Source organism: Haloarcula limicola (assembly GCF_010119205.1).
Classification (GTDB): domain Archaea; phylum Halobacteriota; class Halobacteria; order Halobacteriales; family Haloarculaceae; genus Haloarcula; species Haloarcula limicola.
Map to the genome: position 1 here is coordinate 168,810 of NZ_WRXM01000004.1, position 15,245 is coordinate 184,054.

Below are 15,245 nucleotides of genomic sequence, written 5' to 3' on the forward strand. Positions count from 1 at the left end.
TCGAACCCGCCTATTCTTCGGTCGCCGGGTCGTCAGTGACGACGATCGTCCCGACCATTCCCATGCTCTCGTGGGGGATGCAGAAGTACGGGAACTCCCCGCGCGTCTCGAAGGTGTGTTCGTACTGCTGGCCCTCGAACAGCGTCCCGCCGGAACTGCTCCCCCACGCCTCGCGAGCGGCCTCCTCGCTGTCGAAGCCGCCCGACGCGAAGTACGCCGCGCCGTCCGGGAGGCTCGCCTCGTAGGCGGTGACTGAGTGGCCCTGCTTGCTCGTGTTGAGCCACGTCACGGTCGTCCCCGGGGCGACTTCGAAGCGCTCCGGTCGGAACACCTTCGCGCCCATGCCGATATCGTAGTCGGTGTCCGCGCCGCGGCTGATACATCCCGCGAGTCCGACGACCGACGCCGACCCGACCGCCCGGAGGAAGGCCCGTCGCTCCATACGTCGGCGTCGGAACCGGACGGACATAGACGACTCGGTTCGTCGCGAGCGCCGCCAGAGCCGGAGACCGAGTACCGGGGCTACGACGGGGTGTAACTGGCAAGTCCGTATTATGTAGCCGCATCAACAATATAGCTAGCGGTGAAACCACATGGCGTACATCCTCGTCCGGCACGACGTCGAGAACTTCGACGAGTGGAAACCGCACTTCGACGACCACGACGACTTCCGCGTCGAGTCGGGTCAGCAGAGCTATCAACTGTATCGGACCGAATCTGACCCGAACGCCCTCGTGATGCTGTTCGAGTTCGACACGATGGCCAACGCCCGATCGTTCGCCCAGTCGGACGACCTGCGCGAGAAAATGACCGAAGCGGGCGTGCAGGGCGAACCCGAAATCGCGTACCTCGAACAGATAGCGGCGAAGACCGGTACCGAACAGTCAGCGTAGAGTGAACGATACCCGTACCGAGCGGCGGAAAATCCGTTTTACCCTCGGCTGTCTCTCCGCGTCTCTAGCTCACTCGCGGAACGTCAACCCGTCGCGTAGCTCCCGGACGTCCGTCAGTAACTCGTCTACGTCGCGCTCGCCGGTCATCGTGACGTGACCCATCTTCCGTAACTCGTACACCTCGTGCTTGCCGTACCAGTGGAGGTGCGCGCGGTCGGTGGCGAACACCGCCTCGTCGCCGTACAGCGCCGCGGACTGGCGTTCGTCCACGTCGCCGAGGACGTTCGTCGAGACCGTCGGATCGCGCTGCTCGGTCGATCCGAGCGGGAGACCCATCACGGCGCGGACGTGCTGTTCGAACTGCGAGGTGTGACAGCCCTCGATGGTCCAGTGCCCGGAGTTGTGCGGCCGAGGGGCGATCTCGTTGAGGAGGATCTCGTCGTCGCTCGTCTGGAACAGCTCGATACCGAAGACGCCGCGGCCGTCCATCGCGTCCAGCACGTCGAGCGCCACTTCGCGGGCGCGTTCCTGGACGGCCTCGCTCGCTCGCGCGGGCGCGACGCTCTCGCGGAGGATCTCCTCTTCGTGAATGGTCTCGGTCACCGGGAAGGCGTCGCGCTCGTCGTCGCCGCGACAGCCCATGACGGCCAGTTCCCGCTCGAAGTCGATCATCTCCTCGACCATCGCCGGCCCGGCCACGTCGTCGATGGCCGCCTCGACGTCCTCGGGGCCGGAGACGGGGACGTTCCCGCGGCCGTCGTAGCCGCCGGTGCGGGCCTTGAGCATCGCCGGGTAGCCGAGTTCCTCGCAGGCCTCGCGCAGCTCGTCGGCCGTCTCGACGGCGCGAAAGTCGGGGACGGGGACGCCGGCCTCCGAGAGCCGCCGCTTCTGGACGAGCTTGTCCTGTATCGTCCGGAGCGTCTCGGGCTTCGGATGGACGGGCGTGTCCGTTTCCTCTGCGACGCGTTCGAGGACGTCCGGGTCCGCCAGTTCGATCTCGAAGGTGAGGACGTCCGCTCGCTCCGCGAGGTCGCGGAAGGTCTCCTCGTCCTCGAACCCGCCGACCAACTGGTCGCGGACGACCGGACTGGCCGGACAGTCCGGCGTCGGGTCCGCGACGACGAGTTCGACGCCGAGCGGCGCCGCTGCTTCGCCCATCATACGACCGAGTTGACCCCCGCCGACCACGCCGAGGGTCGGGCCGGGAGACGTGCGTGTCATGTGGCGCGCTTTCGCAGGAGCGTGCTTAAGCGTTGATTTCTGTGACGAGGTAAGTGGGGCGGGCGGTGAAAACGGTGAGAGACCGAGAACGGTTCGCTAACGCGCCGTCTCGTTGCGGACGTACTCCTCGTGAGTCCAGACCGTGAAGACGTTCTTGTAGCCGCTGGTCCGCATCGAGTACGTCTCGTTCTCGTAGCCGGCCGCCCGCAGGCGGTCGCGGGGGACCGTCGAGTCGAACTCCTGCGTGATGACGATCGGCGGCTGGTTCTGCTGGATCCGCGTCCCGAGCGCGGTCGCGCCGTTCTCGCAGGCCACCTGCGCGTCGCTCGACGCGAAGTACCACGGCATCGGGAGCATGTTGTACCACTTGATGCACGTCGGCTGCGTGTTCCACCACGACTCGTTCCAGTCGTCGCGGCTCTGCTTGACGTAGGCGTTGCCGCCGTCGTAGTCGTCGCCCGATTCGCCGTGGTAGACGACCACGTCGGGGCCGCTGTCGTGAGTCTGGGAGATGCGGTGCATCTCGGTCAGTTCCTCGCGGAGCGACTGCTCCGGCTGGGCGTACTGGACGAGCGGGTTCCCGTCGGTGGTCGCGTTCGTGTAGACCTGCGTCACGGCGGCGTTAGTGACGAACAGGATCACCAGGAAGAAGGCGATGGCGGTGATGCCGACGCCCTCCGCGTCGTCCGAGGAGAGCGCGTCCAACCCCCAGCGGAAGATCGCCGCGAGGCCGACCGCCGCGGGCAACGCGAACGGGACGGCGGTGTGGACCGCGAGCCACGGCGCGCCGATGTCGGTCCCCAGCGGGTAGCCGAAGATGGAGACGAACCCCGCGTAGAAGAGGAACGGGACGAGGTGACGCGGCGCGGTGTAGCCCAGTCGGTCGAGCGCGTAGCCCACGCCGGCGAGGAGCGCGAGCGCCGCAGACCCGAAGCCGAGCGCCTTCAGATACACCCCGAAGTGGCTCACGTAGCTGTCCGACGTCTTCTCGGAGGCCGGCTGGAGCCACTCACCCCACTGGTCGGCGACGCGGTCGACGGTCACCTGTAGCAAGTCGCCGAACAGCGCCGGGTTGGTAATGCCCTCCCAGAAGCCGACCGTCCCCTCGCTGGCGGGGACTGGCGGGTGTTCGATGCCGGGAACGCCCGCACCCCGGGGCGCGTAAAAGAACAGCGAGACGAACCCGAACAGCAGGACGGCGAGGACGAGGTGGCCGGCGTACGCGCCCACTACCTTCGCGGCGCTGTCGTGGCGCGTCCGGAACGAGCGGATCGCCCCGCGACCGGCGTCGATCCGGTCCTTCGCGCCGCCGACGACCCGTGCCCGAATCTCGCCGGAAGAGGGCGTATCGGTGCTGAAGAGGATCGCGTCGCGGTAGCCGTTCGGTAACACGATCACCTTCGCCAGGAGCAGGCCGCTCGCGCCGAGCCACGTCACGACGTAGACGAGCGCGTTCTCCTTCGAGGCGAAGCCCAAGGCCATGAACGCCGACGCCGCGTAGAGGTAGCGCGGGAGTCGCGTGTCGTAGAACCGGACGAACAGGCCGAAGGCGACGAACATGAACGCCGCGACGAGCACGTCGCTGCGCATGAACCGCGAGTAGTAGAGCAGGAGCGGGTTGATGGCGAGCAAGAGCGCCATCGCGACGGTCTCGCTCCGGCGGAGGTGTCGGCGGAACAGAAGCGCCGACAGCGGGAGGAGCCCGCCGACGACGGCGACGGGCAGGCGCATCGCGAAGTCGCTGGTCCCGACGAGCGCGAACACCCAGCTGTCGACGTGCTGGATGAACGGCCCGTGGATGATGTAGCGGTAGGCGAAGGAGCCGCTCTCGCCGTAGTGCCACGCCCAGTAGGCGACCCGGCCCTCGTCGAAGTGGGCGACGCGCTGGCCGAGGAAGGCGAGTCGCAAGGCGAGTCCGAGCAGCGTGATTCCAGTGACGAGCTTCAGCGTCGCGTGGTCGTCGTCTCTCGTCCACGCGCCGACCCGTCGGCGAACATCTTGGAGGGGCGACAGCACGCCGCTCGACGAAGCCATACCGGCAGAAAGCACAGCGGGGCTTAGAATCCTTCTGGTTTCCCGTCTCGTAACGGTAGGTCTTTAGGGACGACAGCCACCCACACAGGTATGGTGCAGCTCGGACTGGTCGTCGCCCAGTACGACAAACACGGCGCGGTCATCGAGGCGATGAGACAGTCGGCCAACGCGGCCGCGGCCGACCGAGACGCCGATATCGTCGAGACTATCTCGGTCCCGGGAGCCTACGACACGCCGCTCGCGGCCGACCGACTGGCGCGTCGGGAGGACGTGGACGCCGTCGCGGTGCTCGGCGTCATCATCGAAGGCGACACGGACCACGACCAGGTCATCGCCGACGCCGCCGCACAGGGCCTGACCGACGTCTCGCTGCAGCGAGACACCCCCGTCACGCTGGGCATCATCGGACCGGGCATGAGCAAGGACGAAGCCGAGGCACGCACCGACAAGGGTGGCTCGGCCGTCACGAGCGCCATCGAACTCGCAAACCTATGACTATGGACTTCGCATCCCGCGTCGAACGCGTAGAGCCGAGTGCGACACTCGCGATCAGCAACAAGGCCGCCGAACTCGAGGCCGAGGGCAAGGACGTCGTCGACCTCTCGGTCGGCGAACCGGACTTCGACACGCCCGAGAACATCAAGGACGCCGCCAAGGCGGCCCTCGATGCGGGCCACACCGGCTACACCCCCTCGAACGGCATCCCCGAGCTCAAGGAGGCCCTCGTCGAGAAGCTCCACGACGACGGGCTCACGCAGTACGAGGAGGACAACCTCATCGTCACGCCCGGGGGCAAGCAGGCCCTCTACGAGATCTTCCAGACCATCATCGACGACGGTGACGAGGTCGCCCTGCTGGACCCGGCGTGGGTCTCCTACGAGGCGATGGCGAAACTCGCCGGCGGCACGCTGACCCGGGTCGACACGGCCGCCCACGACTTCCAACTGGAGGGCGCGCTCGACGACCTCGCCGACGCCGTCTCGGACGACACCCAACTGCTGGTCGTCAATTCGCCGGGCAACCCCCACGGGGCCGTCTACTCCGACGAGGCGCTGGAGGGCGTCCGCGACCTCGCCGTCGAACACGACATCACCGTCATCTCCGACGAGATCTACAAGGAGATCACCTACGACGGCGTCGAGGCGACGAGCCTCGGCACCCTCGACGGGATGGAGGACCGGACGGTCACGCTCAACGGCTTCTCGAAGGCCTACTCGATGACCGGCTGGCGACTGGGCTACTTCGCCGGCCCCGAAGAACTCGTCTCACAGGCCGGGAAAGTCCACTCGCACTCGGTCTCCTGTGCGGTCAACTTCGTCCAGCACGCGGGCGTCGAGGCGCTCACCAACACCGACGACGCCGTCGAGGAGATGGTCGAGGCGTTCGCCGACCGGCGGGAGTTCCTCATCGAACTGTTCGAGGACCACGGCGTCCACGTCCCCGAACCGCAGGGCGCGTTCTACATGATGCCCGAAGTCGCCCCCGACGGCGACGACGCCGAGTGGTGCGATGCCGCCATCTCGGACGCGCAGGTCGCTACCGTCCCCGGCAGCGCGTTCGGGACGCCCGGCTACGCGCGTATCTCGTACGCCAACAGCAAGGAGCGACTCGAAGAGGCGGTCGACCGACTGGCCGAACACGACCTCATCTGAGAAGCGAAACGGCCGAACCGCTCACTCGCAGCGCTCGTCGATTACTTTCTCGATTATCTGACCCGTCGAGAGCAACCGCGCTTCCTCGTCCCGATCGAGCGGGCTCGCGCGGCGGATCTCGCAGTCGATGCCGCGGTCGGCGAGGGCGGCCCGGAGTTTCTCGTCGTCGTGGTGCTGGTCGTACCCCAATGCGATGACGTCGGGTTCGATGCGCTCGATGGGGACGAAGATGTCCTCCGGATGGCCCAGATGCGCCTCGTCGACCGGCTTGAGCGCGCCGACCATCTGCCGGCGCTGCTCGTCCGGCACGATCGGCGGTTCCTTGTGCGTGACGTTGACCGAGCGCGCGACGATGACGTGGAGTTCGTCGCCCATCGCCTTCGCGTCCCGCAGATAGTGGACGTGACCGGGGTGGAGGATGTCGAAGGTGCCCTGCGCGACGACGCGGGTCACGAGTCGAACTCCTCCTCGCGCAACTCGGCGTCGATGTCGGACTGGTCGAAGTCGAAGAAGGCCTCCTCGGGCGGTTCGACGTCGAGCACCGGTAGCTCGACGGGTTCTCCTTCGTTATCGAAGGCCTGCCAGTCGTCCGGCCCGTACGGGTAGCCGACGATGACGTGGACGTCGCCGCGGCCGAACGTCTGGAGGTCGGCGTCACTGGGCTTCAGAACGCCGTTGGGATGGGAGTGGATCGACCCCGCCGCGCGCATGTCGTTCGGCACCATGCTCGTCTTGACCGTCGCGCTAACCGGGTTCGACTCCGTCCCGGGGATGACGAGCACGTCGGTGAGGACAGTCCCGTCCTCGTCGAGTCCGACTTTCTCGGCGTCGTCGCCCCTGAGCAGGCCCATGTACTCGTTCGGGTGGGATTCCTCGGACGCCGCTCGCGCGAAATCCAGCGCCGATCTGGCGATACCGACGATGCCGCCCGAGCGAAACAGCCCCATGCGAGAACGTGGGACCGGCGGCGTTCTAAGGGTTCCGCTCTCTGCATATCCGGTCGGCGAACAGAGCAGCGGTTTTCCGCGAATAGCTAAAGAGACCCCGCGCTTCCGAAGACCCTATTTTCCTAGCCAGCGATTTCGAAGGGTACAAACCGGGGAGTGACGAAGGGACGCTAAATGTCTTCGCCAACTGGCACCGACGACGGTGCCGAGGCTCCCGACGGGGGAGCCACCGTCTACGATCTTGCTGCGGAGTGTACCGCAGACGACGTCGAACAGGGGAAACGCTACCATGCAACGGTCAACGGCGTGGTCGACTACGGCGTCTTCGTCGACCTCTCCGAGGAGGTCTCGGGGCTGGTCCACGACTCGAATCTGCTGGGTCGCTACGACGTGGGCGACGAGTTCGTCGTCGAGCTGGGCGAGATCCGCCCCGACGGCGACCTGAGCTTCGAGGAGGTCCAGCTCTCCGACTACTCGACCGAACACGTCCCCCACGGGACGGCGGCCGCCGTCACCGACCTCGGCGACGCGACGGGCGACACCGTCGTCGTCGAGGGGCAGGTCGTCCAGATCAAACAGACCGGCGGTCCGACCGTGTTTCAGGTCCGAGACGGCACCGGAATCGTCCCGTGTGCGGCCTTCGAAGAGGCCGGCGTCCGCGCCTACCCCGACGTCGAGATGGACGATGTCGTCCGCGTCTCGGGGACCGCCGAGGACCGCGACGGCGGCGTCCAGGTCGAGGCGGACTCCCTGACGGTTCTCGACGGCAACGAGGCTGCCGATGTGCAAGCCAATCTCGACGACGCGCTCGCGGACGCCGCCGAGCCGGCCGACATCGAGCCGCTCGTCGAGTGGGACGCCTTCGAGAAACTGTGGGACGACCTCCGCGAGGTCGCCACGGAGCTGCGAGAGACCGTCCTCTCGGGTCGCCCGATCCGCATGCGCCACCACGCCGACGGCGACGGCCTCTGTGCCAGCGTCCCGCTGCAAGTCGCCCTCGAACGGTTCATCGCCGACCACTACGAGGACAGCGACGCGCCCCAGCACCTCCTCAAGCGCCTGCCGAGTAAGGCCCCCTACTACGAGATGGAGGACGTGACTCGGGACCTCAACTTCGCGCTGGAGGACCGAACTCGCCACGGGCAGAAACTCCCGATGGTCCTGATGCTCGACAACGGGTCGACGGAGGAGGACACCCCGGCCTATCGCAACCTCCGCCACTACGACATCCCCGTCGTCGTCGTCGACCACCACCACCCCGACCCGGAGGCCGTCGAACCCCTCATCGAACAGCACGTCAACCCCTACCTCCACGACGAGGACTACCGAATCACCACCGGGATGCTCTGTGTCGAACTCGCCCGGATGATCGACCCCGACCTCACCGAGGACCTCAAGCACGTCCCGGCGGTCGCCGGCCTCTCCGACCGCTCGGAGAGCGAAGCGATGGGCGACTACCTCGACCTCGCCGCCGAGAAGGGCTACGACGAGGACGACCTGCGCGACATCGGCGAGGCGCTCGATTACGCGACCCACTGGCTCCGCTACAGTTCCGGCGAACGCCTCATCACCGACGCGCTCAACGTCAGCTGCGACGATCGCGACCGTCACGCGGAACTGGTCGACTTCCTCGCCGAGCGCGCCGAACGCGACGTGCAGGACCAGCTCGACGCCGCGATGAGCCACGTCGAACACGAGCGCCTCGACAACGGCGCGCATCTCTACCGCATCGACGTGGAGAACCACGCCCACCGATTCACCTACCCCGCGCCGGGGAAGACGACCGGGAAGATCCACGACGAGAAGGTCGCGGAGACCGGCGACCCGGTCATCACCATCGGCTACGGCCCCGACTTCGCCGTCCTCCGGAGCGACGGCGTCCGACTCGACATCCCGCGGATGGTCACCGAACTGACCGAGGAAGTGAACGGCGGCGGCGTCTCCGGCGGCGGCCACCTCGTCGTCGGCTCCATCAAGTTCGTCTCGGGTATGCGCGAGGAAGTCATCGACGCCCTCGTCGAGAAGATGGCCGAGGCCGAGATCGACGAGGAGCTCGGCAGTTCGACGGCGCTCCCCGAGGAAGTCTAAGTTCAGCCGGCACCGCCCGCCTCAGTTTCTGCGTCACGACGCGAACCGAATCCGCCGAGCGGCGAGTCCGGCAACGGCGACTATTCCGAGGGCGGCACCGGCGAGTGCGAGCGGTACCGCGGGCTTCCCGCCCGACCAGTCGGCGTCGAACACTCTACCGAAGTAGCTCGCGACCTCCGAGCCGTGGAGCACCAATACGACCTCGCGGTTCGTCGTCGCGGCCTGTTCGTTCCAGTTGAGACTGCCTACGACGACCCGGTCGCCGTCGACGACCGCGCCCTTCGCGTGTATCTTCGTGAACCGGCCGCGCGGCTCGGCGAGGCGGGCCGACAGCGGCGCGCCGGTGCGCTCGGCCCACGCCTCGAACCGGTCGACGGTTCGCTGGTTCGACTCCCGGGAGTACCACGCGCTGCTCAGCAGCAGTCGCACTTCGACGCCCCGACCGGCGGCTCGACGGAGTGCGCGCAGTAGCGGTTCGTCCCAGTCGCCGACCGTCGGCTGGATCACCGAGATCGAATCGTCCGCGGCGTCGAGTTCCGCGACCAGCGCTCGCTGCGCGTTGTCCGGCGTGACGAGCAGGTCGGTTCGCTCGACGGTCACCGTCTCCGGTTCGAACCGCGCTGGATACGTCGCGTCGGCGCGCTCGCCGCGTTCGAACGTTCGGCCACGTCGGTACTCGCGCCATCGGACGGCGTCGCGCCAGCCGGCGTCGGCTTCGAACGTCGCCGCTAACCCGTCGACGACCCGGGGCTGACTCGTCGCGACGCCCCATCCGCGACTGCTGTTGCCGCCGACGCCGGCGGGCTTCCAGTTCTCGGTGAGGACGACCGCTCGCTCGTCCGCGACGGCGTACTTCGCGTGGTGGTAGTTGTAGCGAGCGTACGGACCGTCGATGACCCTGACGTCGACGCCGGCGTCGCTGAGGCGGTCGAGCGTTCGAGCCTCGGTACGGGTCGGGCCGCCGATAGGCCCCCCTTCTAAGAGAACGCGAACCGTCGCTCCCCGGCGCTGTGCGGCGATGAGGGCGTCGGCGACGCGCGCGGACGAGAGCGTGTAGCCGGCGAGGAGGACTCTGTCCTCGGCGGCGCGGATGGGCGCGAGCGGGGCGGTCGGCGCGTCCGGGAGCGCGAACGCGCGCACCTCGCCCGCGCGACCGCTGATGATTGGTCGAGCCGTCGCACCGAGTGGTCGCCAGTCGATCGCCGAGCCGTTCACGACGCCCAGTTCGCCCTCTGCGGCGTCGCGGTAGCGGACCGCGGAGACGACGGTCCCGTTCCGTCGGAGTTCGACGGTGTCGCCCCCATTGGCGAGCGAGGGAGCGGATTCCAGCCCGTAGACGGGGTGTTCGGTCAGGTTTCGGACGCGGGCCGGAGCGTCGGTAAGCACGACGTTCCCGCTCGCAGTCCGGTTCGGAAGTCGCGCCGTGGTGTGGCCGTCAGTGAGCGAGAACCGGCCGAGTGTCGTCGACTCGGGAACGGAGAGGACGACGAACTCGCCGCGGTCGCCGGGGGCTATCGGGTCCGGATAGACGGCGTGAATCGTCGGCGCGGCGGCGGTCCGACCGGTCGATGAGGGCCGCGATTCCGAATCGGCCGTGGAGGTATCGAGCGCCGAGTCGGCAACGGCGACTGGGCCGGCGCTGACGAGGAGGACGACGAGTGCGAGGGCGGCGGTGGGCGACCGCATGGGACGGGGTGGTCGCCCGTTGGTACAAAAAGACTCGTCTCGGCGGCTCAGTAGCCGGTGGCCTTCTCGGCCTCGGCCTGCACGAGGTAGGCCCGGTCGTCGGCGTACTTCGCCGCTTCGTCGAAGGCCTCGTCGGTGCCGATCTGCCGGAGCGCCCACGCGGCCGAGGCGCGGACCTCGTCGTGCTCGTCGCTCTCGAGGACATCCGAGAGCGGGTCGATCGCGCGAGTGTCACCGAGGAGCCCGAGCGAGCGGGCCGCGGAGGAGCGGATCTCCGAGTTGTCGGCGTCGAGTTGGTCGGCGACCGGCTGGACGGACTCGGGACTGCCGATCGCGCCGAGCGAGCGGAGCGTCACCTTCTGGAGCGCCGCGTCGCCGTCACCGTCGATGAAGTCGTGCAGCGTCTCGGTCGCGCGGTCGTCGCCGATCTTCCCCAGTACCTTGATGGGTCCCTTCTCGCGCTTCTGCGCGCGCTGATGCATCACGTCGAAGGCGGGTTCGGCGTCTCGCCCGAGGTTCTGGAAGATGTCGATGATGTACTCCTCCATGAACTCCGAGCCGACCTTCTCCAGTGCGAAGACCACCAGCTCGACGTTCCCCTCGGCGGCGTGGATCTTCGCGGCGTTCCACTCCGCCGGGAAGTCCTTGCGGTTCTCGTTGTTCAGCACGTCGTAGAACCCCTTGTAGTCGAGTTGCTCCTGGACCGTGAGGTCGCTCCACACCTCGGCGGCTTCGAGGTTCTCTTCGAGGGTCTCGGCCGCTTCGAGCAGCCCCTCGATGGTCTCCGAGTCCTCGTCGGCGTCTAAGTCCGCGCTCTCGACGGCGTCGGCGACGGTGCCGAGGGCGTCGGCCGCGGCGTCTAAGTCGTCGCCGGCGTCGGCGTCGTGATCGATATACTCCTCGCTGTCGTCGAGGAACGTGACGACGGCCGCGTGGGCCTCCCCCTCGCCCGCGTCGGTCCACTCGCTCTCCTCGACGGTTGTCTGTGCGTTCTCGACGAGGTCGACGACGTCCTCGGCGTAGGGGCCGCGCTCGGCCTCGACGTCGCCGCGAATCTCCGAGATGCGGTCTTCGAGATCCGCACGCGGGTCTTCGGCCTCCTCGTCCTCGTCGGGTTCGGGCAGGTCCGCGGCTTCGAGGTCGCTCTCGGTCTCGTCGAGGTCGCGGTCGATCGCGTCGAGGTCGGCCTCCGTCTCGGCGCTTTCGAGGTCGCTCTCGGCCTGGTCGAGACGCGCGTTGAGGTCGTCGGCGGTAGATCCGCTCTCTTCGGCTTCCGCTTCGTCTGCGTCTTCGCCTTCGCCCTCGTCCTCGTCCTCGGACCCATCATCCGTGTCCGCCTCTTCGGTCTCGCCTTCGGACTGCTCGTCGGTCTCTTCGTCCGTTTGCTCGTCTTCCGCCTCGCCTTCAGTCTCTTCGTCGGCGTCTCCCTCGTCCGCCGCGTCTTCGGCTTCGCCCTCCTCGTCTCCGGTCTCCCCGTCAGCGTCCGCCTGCTCGTCACTCTCGTCTTCAGCTGTGTCCGGCGAAGTGACGTCCGCTTCGTCCGCCGAATCCGGGGCCGCGTCGTCGGTCTCTCCGTCGGTGGCTTCGGTCTCCTCCTCGGTGTCGACTGGCTCGTCCGCGGGTTCCTCGTCGGTGGACTCCCCGTTCGAGGCCGCCGTCTCGTCGTCCCCGTTGCTCATGTACGGACGTGTGTCGGTGCGGGCTAAGAGCGTTTTCCTTTCCAAACGGGGACACGAGCGGGCGGATAGCCCGCGCGGGCCCAACTGGCAAGAGATTTGTGGCACCGTGGCTACGTCCTGTGTAGTTAGCCAATGAGCTCTGACGACAGGGACGACTTCGAGGAGGTGGAGCAGGACGTCGCGCCGGAGGGACCGGGCGTCGGCGACGAGCCGTCGGCCGCCGGGTTCGTCGAGTACGGCATCGAAGACAGGCCGCCGAGGGGCGAGTCGATGCTGCTGGGCGTCCAGCACTACCTGACGATGATCGGCGCGTCCGTCGCGATCCCGCTCGGTCTCGCGGGCGCGATGGGGATGTTCGAGGCGGCACCGGGACAGGTCGGTCGCCTCATCGGGACGTTCTTCGTCGTCTCCGGCATCGCGACGCTGGCCCAGACGACCATCGGCAATCGCTACCCCATCGTGCAGGGCGGGACGTTCTCGATGCTCGCGCCGGGGCTGGCCATCGTCGGCGTCCTGGCGCAGCAGGGGGCCGACTGGCAGACGATGCTCGTCGAGTTACAGGGCGCGGTCATCGTCGCCGGCGTCGTCGAAGTGCTCATCGGTTACACCGGCGTGATGGGGAAGCTCAAGCGGTACATGGGACCGGTCGTTATCGCACCGGTCATCGCGCTCATCGGCCTCGCGCTGTTCAACGTCCCGCAGATCGCGAATCCGAACTTCGCCGCGCCCGGGACCGGCCAGAACTGGTGGCTGCTCGGTCTCACGATGTTCGCCATCGTCGTCTTCTCGCAGTACCTCGATAAGCGCCACCGGGCGTTCAAGCTGTTCCCGGTGCTGCTCGGCATCGCCTTCGCGTGGGGCGTCGCCGCCGTGCTCTCGGTGACGGGCGTCTTCGCCGAGGGGTCGGTGAGTTACGTCGCGCTCGGGAGCGTCACGAGCGCGCCGCTGCTCCAGCCGATCTATCCCTTCCAGTGGGGCCTCCCGCAGTTCACGCCCGGCTTCATCGTCGGGATGTTCGCCGGGATGCTCGCCTCCGTCGTCGAGAGCTTCGGCGACTACCACTCGGTCGCCCGCATCGCCGGGCGGGGCGCGCCGAGCGCGAAGCGCATCGACCACGGCATCGGCATGGAGGGCGTCGGCAACGTCTTCGCCGGAATCATGGGCACCGGCAACGGGTGTACGTCCTATACGGAGAACGTCGGCGCGATCGCCATTACCGGCGTCGCCTCCCGATACGTCGTCCAGATCGGCGCGGCGGTGATGATTCTCGTCGGCTACTTCGGTCCGATGGGAGAGCTGTTCGCGACCATTCCCGCGCCGATCATCGGCGGGCTCTACATGGTTATGTTCGGCCAGATCGCCGCCGTCGGCCTCTCGCAGTTGAAGTACGTCGACTTAGACGCCAACCGCAACGTCTTCATCGTCGGGTTCGCCCTCTTCGCCGGTCTCGCCGTCCCCGAGTACATGAGCCAGGTCGGACAGGGACTGGAGGCCTCCGGGGCGACGGCGCTTCAGCAGGGCCTCGCCGGCGTCCCGGTGCTCGGGGCGGTACTGGGGACCGACGTCGTGGCGACGACGCTGTTCGTCGTCGGCGGCACCGGGATGGTCGTCGGCGGCCTCGTCGCGTTCGTCCTCGACAACACTATTCCCGGCACCCGCGAGGAGCGCGGACTCAGTGCGTGGGCCGAGCTCACGGAGGACGACGAGGAGTTCGTCTCGGCGCTCGATCGACTGCGGGGTCGCGGCGGCGACCGACCGCCCGTCTCCAGCGACGACTGACCCGCGATGGGAGACGAGAGCGAGCCGGTGTACGACGGTGCCCTGCGAGGCGGCGGCCGGATCACCGTCACCGACGACTGGATTCTGGCCGACCGACCGGACGAGGAGTCCGTCGCCGTTCCGCTCTCGGGCGTCGTCGACGTGACGCTGCAGGACGTGGACTGGTTCCTCGTGGCGATGAGTCTCGGTCTCGTCGGCTTCGGTCTCGCGTCGGTCGGGCGGAACCTCGCGTTCGCGGCGTTTTTCGTCGTCGCCGGCCTTCTCAGTACCGCGCTCACCTACCGAAAGCGCGGCGCGCTCAGGATCGGCGTCTCGGGCGAGACGCAGCCGCTCAAGCTCTTTCCCGCCGACCCGCAGGCGTGTTACGACGCGCTCGAATCGGTACTGGGCGATAGCTGACGAAGTGAAACCGCCCACACTTACAGCGCCGCCGGCCGGACCGTCGCGTATGACCGCAGAGAACGTCCAGTCGCTCATCGACCAGCTACACGAGGAAGCGCAGATGGACCGGCCGAACGACCTGACGCCCGACGTGAGCATCGTGATGGGGTCCGATTCCGACCTCCCGACGATGGCCGGCGGCAAAGGCAAGCGTCCCGGTGCGTACGCAGCGCTCGCCGACGAGCTGGGCTTCGAGGAACAGACCGATTTCACCGACGCCCCGGACGCCCGCTTCACCTTCGAGACGTTCGTCGTCTCCGCCCATCGGACGCCGGACCTGATGTACGCCTACGCCGAGACGGCCGAAGCCCGCGGTCTCGACGTCATCGTCGCCGGTGCTGGCGGCAAGTCGGCGGACCTCCCGAACATGACCGCGAGCATCGCCTACCCGCTCCCGGTCGTCGGCGTCCCCGTCCAGGAGAAGTCCGTCGACTCGGTCATCGGGATGCCACAGGGCGCGCCCATCACCGCCGTCGACGCCGGCAAGTCGTTCAACGCCGCGCTCACGGCGGCGCAGATCCTCTCGCGTCAACACGGCGAGCTGCGCGACCGACTCGTGGAGTACCACGAGGGGCTACAGGAGGAAGTCGGCGACGCGTCTCGGGATTTGCACGAACTCGGGACGCCGGGATTCAAAGAGGAGTATTGGGAGTAGCGAGAGCCTGAGCGAAGCGACGGCTCTCGAATAGCGAACGAGGAGCGTAGCGACTCGTGAGCAGCGAGGTTTCGACCGGAGGGAGAAACCTCGGTGAAGCGGGGAACGAACGTGGCCCTTGAAGCGGAACGGCGAACGGAGTGGGCCGTGGAGCAGTAGCGAGGAGTGCG

13 protein-coding genes and 1 pseudogene are annotated in these 15,245 nt (G+C 67.6%); 7 read left to right on the forward strand and 7 right to left on the reverse strand.

Annotated features, from left to right (window positions below):
- Positions 1–10 precede the first annotated feature (10 nt).
- Entirely contained in the window at positions 11–442 is a 432-nt protein-coding gene (locus tag GO488_RS17720; protein WP_162319179.1) for a plastocyanin/azurin family copper-binding protein, read from the reverse strand.
- Between the two features lie 151 nt (positions 443–593).
- Here GO488_RS17720 and GO488_RS17725 point away from each other — a divergent pair, with 151 nt between their 5' ends.
- A complete protein-coding gene (locus tag GO488_RS17725; protein ID WP_162319180.1) occupies positions 594–893 on the forward strand; it encodes a cyclase in 300 nt (99 codons plus the stop codon).
- A gap of 69 nt (positions 894–962) precedes the next feature.
- Here GO488_RS17725 and GO488_RS17730 read toward each other — a convergent pair whose 3' ends face one another.
- Complete coding sequence (locus tag GO488_RS17730) at positions 963–2,114, reverse strand: 5-(carboxyamino)imidazole ribonucleotide synthase (RefSeq protein WP_162319181.1); 1,152 nt, start codon at positions 2,112–2,114, stop codon at positions 963–965.
- A gap of 96 nt (positions 2,115–2,210) precedes the next feature.
- Positions 2,211–4,148, reverse strand: coding sequence for a flippase activity-associated protein Agl23 (locus GO488_RS17735; RefSeq protein WP_162319182.1), 1,938 nt, complete (start codon positions 4,146–4,148; stop codon positions 2,211–2,213).
- Positions 4,149–4,238: 90 nt separating this feature from the next.
- On the opposite strand from GO488_RS17735, the gene ribH reads away from it, so the two are divergent.
- The gene (gene ribH / locus GO488_RS17740; RefSeq protein WP_162319183.1) at positions 4,239–4,643 is read left to right on the forward strand and encodes a 6,7-dimethyl-8-ribityllumazine synthase; all 405 of its coding nucleotides are present in this window, start codon (positions 4,239–4,241) and stop codon (positions 4,641–4,643) included.
- Positions 4,640–5,800, forward strand: a complete 1,161-nt coding sequence (locus GO488_RS17745; protein ID WP_162319184.1) for a pyridoxal phosphate-dependent aminotransferase — start codon at positions 4,640–4,642, stop codon at positions 5,798–5,800. Before ribH ends, GO488_RS17745 begins: the two co-directional genes overlap by 4 nt.
- Positions 5,801–5,821: 21 nt before the next feature.
- On the opposite strand, the gene GO488_RS17750 is transcribed toward GO488_RS17745, so the two are convergent.
- Both GO488_RS17750 and GO488_RS17755 read right to left on the reverse strand, forming a co-directional pair.
- A complete protein-coding gene (locus GO488_RS17750) occupies positions 5,822–6,253 on the reverse strand; it encodes an FAD synthase family protein (protein WP_162319185.1) in 432 nt (143 codons plus the stop codon).
- On the reverse strand, positions 6,250–6,747 hold the full coding sequence (locus tag GO488_RS17755) for a Mov34/MPN/PAD-1 family protein (RefSeq protein ID WP_162319186.1): 498 nt from the start codon (positions 6,745–6,747) through the stop codon (positions 6,250–6,252). Before GO488_RS17755 ends, GO488_RS17750 begins: the two co-directional genes overlap by 4 nt.
- Positions 6,748–6,921: 174 nt before the next feature.
- On the opposite strand from GO488_RS17755, the gene han reads away from it, so the two are divergent.
- Positions 6,922–8,835 (forward strand): Hef-associated nuclease, encoded by a 1,914-nt coding sequence (gene han, locus GO488_RS17760; protein WP_162319187.1) that lies wholly within the window; start codon positions 6,922–6,924, stop codon positions 8,833–8,835.
- Positions 8,836–8,868: 33 nt separating this feature from the next.
- On the opposite strand, the gene GO488_RS17765 is transcribed toward han, so the two are convergent.
- Both GO488_RS17765 and GO488_RS17770 read right to left on the reverse strand, forming a co-directional pair.
- Positions 8,869–10,521, reverse strand: coding sequence for a phospholipase D-like domain-containing protein (locus tag GO488_RS17765; RefSeq protein WP_162319188.1), 1,653 nt, complete (start codon positions 10,519–10,521; stop codon positions 8,869–8,871).
- A gap of 47 nt (positions 10,522–10,568) precedes the next feature.
- Positions 10,569–11,810, reverse strand: a pseudogene (locus GO488_RS17770) (HEAT repeat domain-containing protein); the annotation flags it as partial.
- A 522-nt stretch (positions 11,811–12,332) separates the two neighbouring features.
- Between GO488_RS17770 and GO488_RS17775 the strand changes: the two are divergent.
- From GO488_RS17775 to GO488_RS17785, 3 genes are read left to right on the forward strand one after another with little or no spacing between them, the layout of a single operon-like run.
- On the forward strand, positions 12,333–13,979 hold the full coding sequence (locus GO488_RS17775) for a uracil-xanthine permease family protein (protein WP_162319190.1): 1,647 nt from the start codon (positions 12,333–12,335) through the stop codon (positions 13,977–13,979).
- Positions 13,980–13,985: 6 nt separating this feature from the next.
- Entirely contained in the window at positions 13,986–14,378 is a 393-nt protein-coding gene (locus GO488_RS17780; protein ID WP_162319191.1) for a hypothetical protein, read from the forward strand.
- A 49-nt stretch (positions 14,379–14,427) separates the two neighbouring features.
- Complete coding sequence (locus tag GO488_RS17785) at positions 14,428–15,075, forward strand: AIR carboxylase family protein (RefSeq protein ID WP_162319192.1); 648 nt, start codon at positions 14,428–14,430, stop codon at positions 15,073–15,075.
- The last annotated feature ends 170 nt before the right edge of the window (positions 15,076–15,245 follow it).

Coding starts and splice junctions, on each gene's coding strand:
- GO488_RS17720 (WP_162319179.1), bottom strand. CDS start 442: ATGGAGCGACGGGCCTTCCTCCGGGCGGTCGGGTCGGCGTCGGTCGTC.
- GO488_RS17725 (WP_162319180.1), top strand. CDS start 594: ATGGCGTACATCCTCGTCCGGCACGACGTCGAGAACTTCGACGAGTGG.
- GO488_RS17730 (WP_162319181.1), bottom strand. CDS start 2,114: ATGACACGCACGTCTCCCGGCCCGACCCTCGGCGTGGTCGGCGGGGGT.
- GO488_RS17735 (WP_162319182.1), bottom strand. CDS start 4,148: ATGGCTTCGTCGAGCGGCGTGCTGTCGCCCCTCCAAGATGTTCGCCGA.
- ribH (WP_162319183.1), top strand. CDS start 4,239: ATGGTGCAGCTCGGACTGGTCGTCGCCCAGTACGACAAACACGGCGCG.
- GO488_RS17745 (WP_162319184.1), top strand. CDS start 4,640: ATGACTATGGACTTCGCATCCCGCGTCGAACGCGTAGAGCCGAGTGCG.
- GO488_RS17755 (WP_162319186.1), bottom strand. CDS start 6,747: ATGGGGCTGTTTCGCTCGGGCGGCATCGTCGGTATCGCCAGATCGGCG.
- han (WP_162319187.1), top strand. CDS start 6,922: ATGTCTTCGCCAACTGGCACCGACGACGGTGCCGAGGCTCCCGACGGG.
- GO488_RS17765 (WP_162319188.1), bottom strand. CDS start 10,521: ATGCGGTCGCCCACCGCCGCCCTCGCACTCGTCGTCCTCCTCGTCAGC.
- GO488_RS17775 (WP_162319190.1), top strand. CDS start 12,333: ATGAGCTCTGACGACAGGGACGACTTCGAGGAGGTGGAGCAGGACGTC.
- GO488_RS17780 (WP_162319191.1), top strand. CDS start 13,986: ATGGGAGACGAGAGCGAGCCGGTGTACGACGGTGCCCTGCGAGGCGGC.
- GO488_RS17785 (WP_162319192.1), top strand. CDS start 14,428: ATGACCGCAGAGAACGTCCAGTCGCTCATCGACCAGCTACACGAGGAA.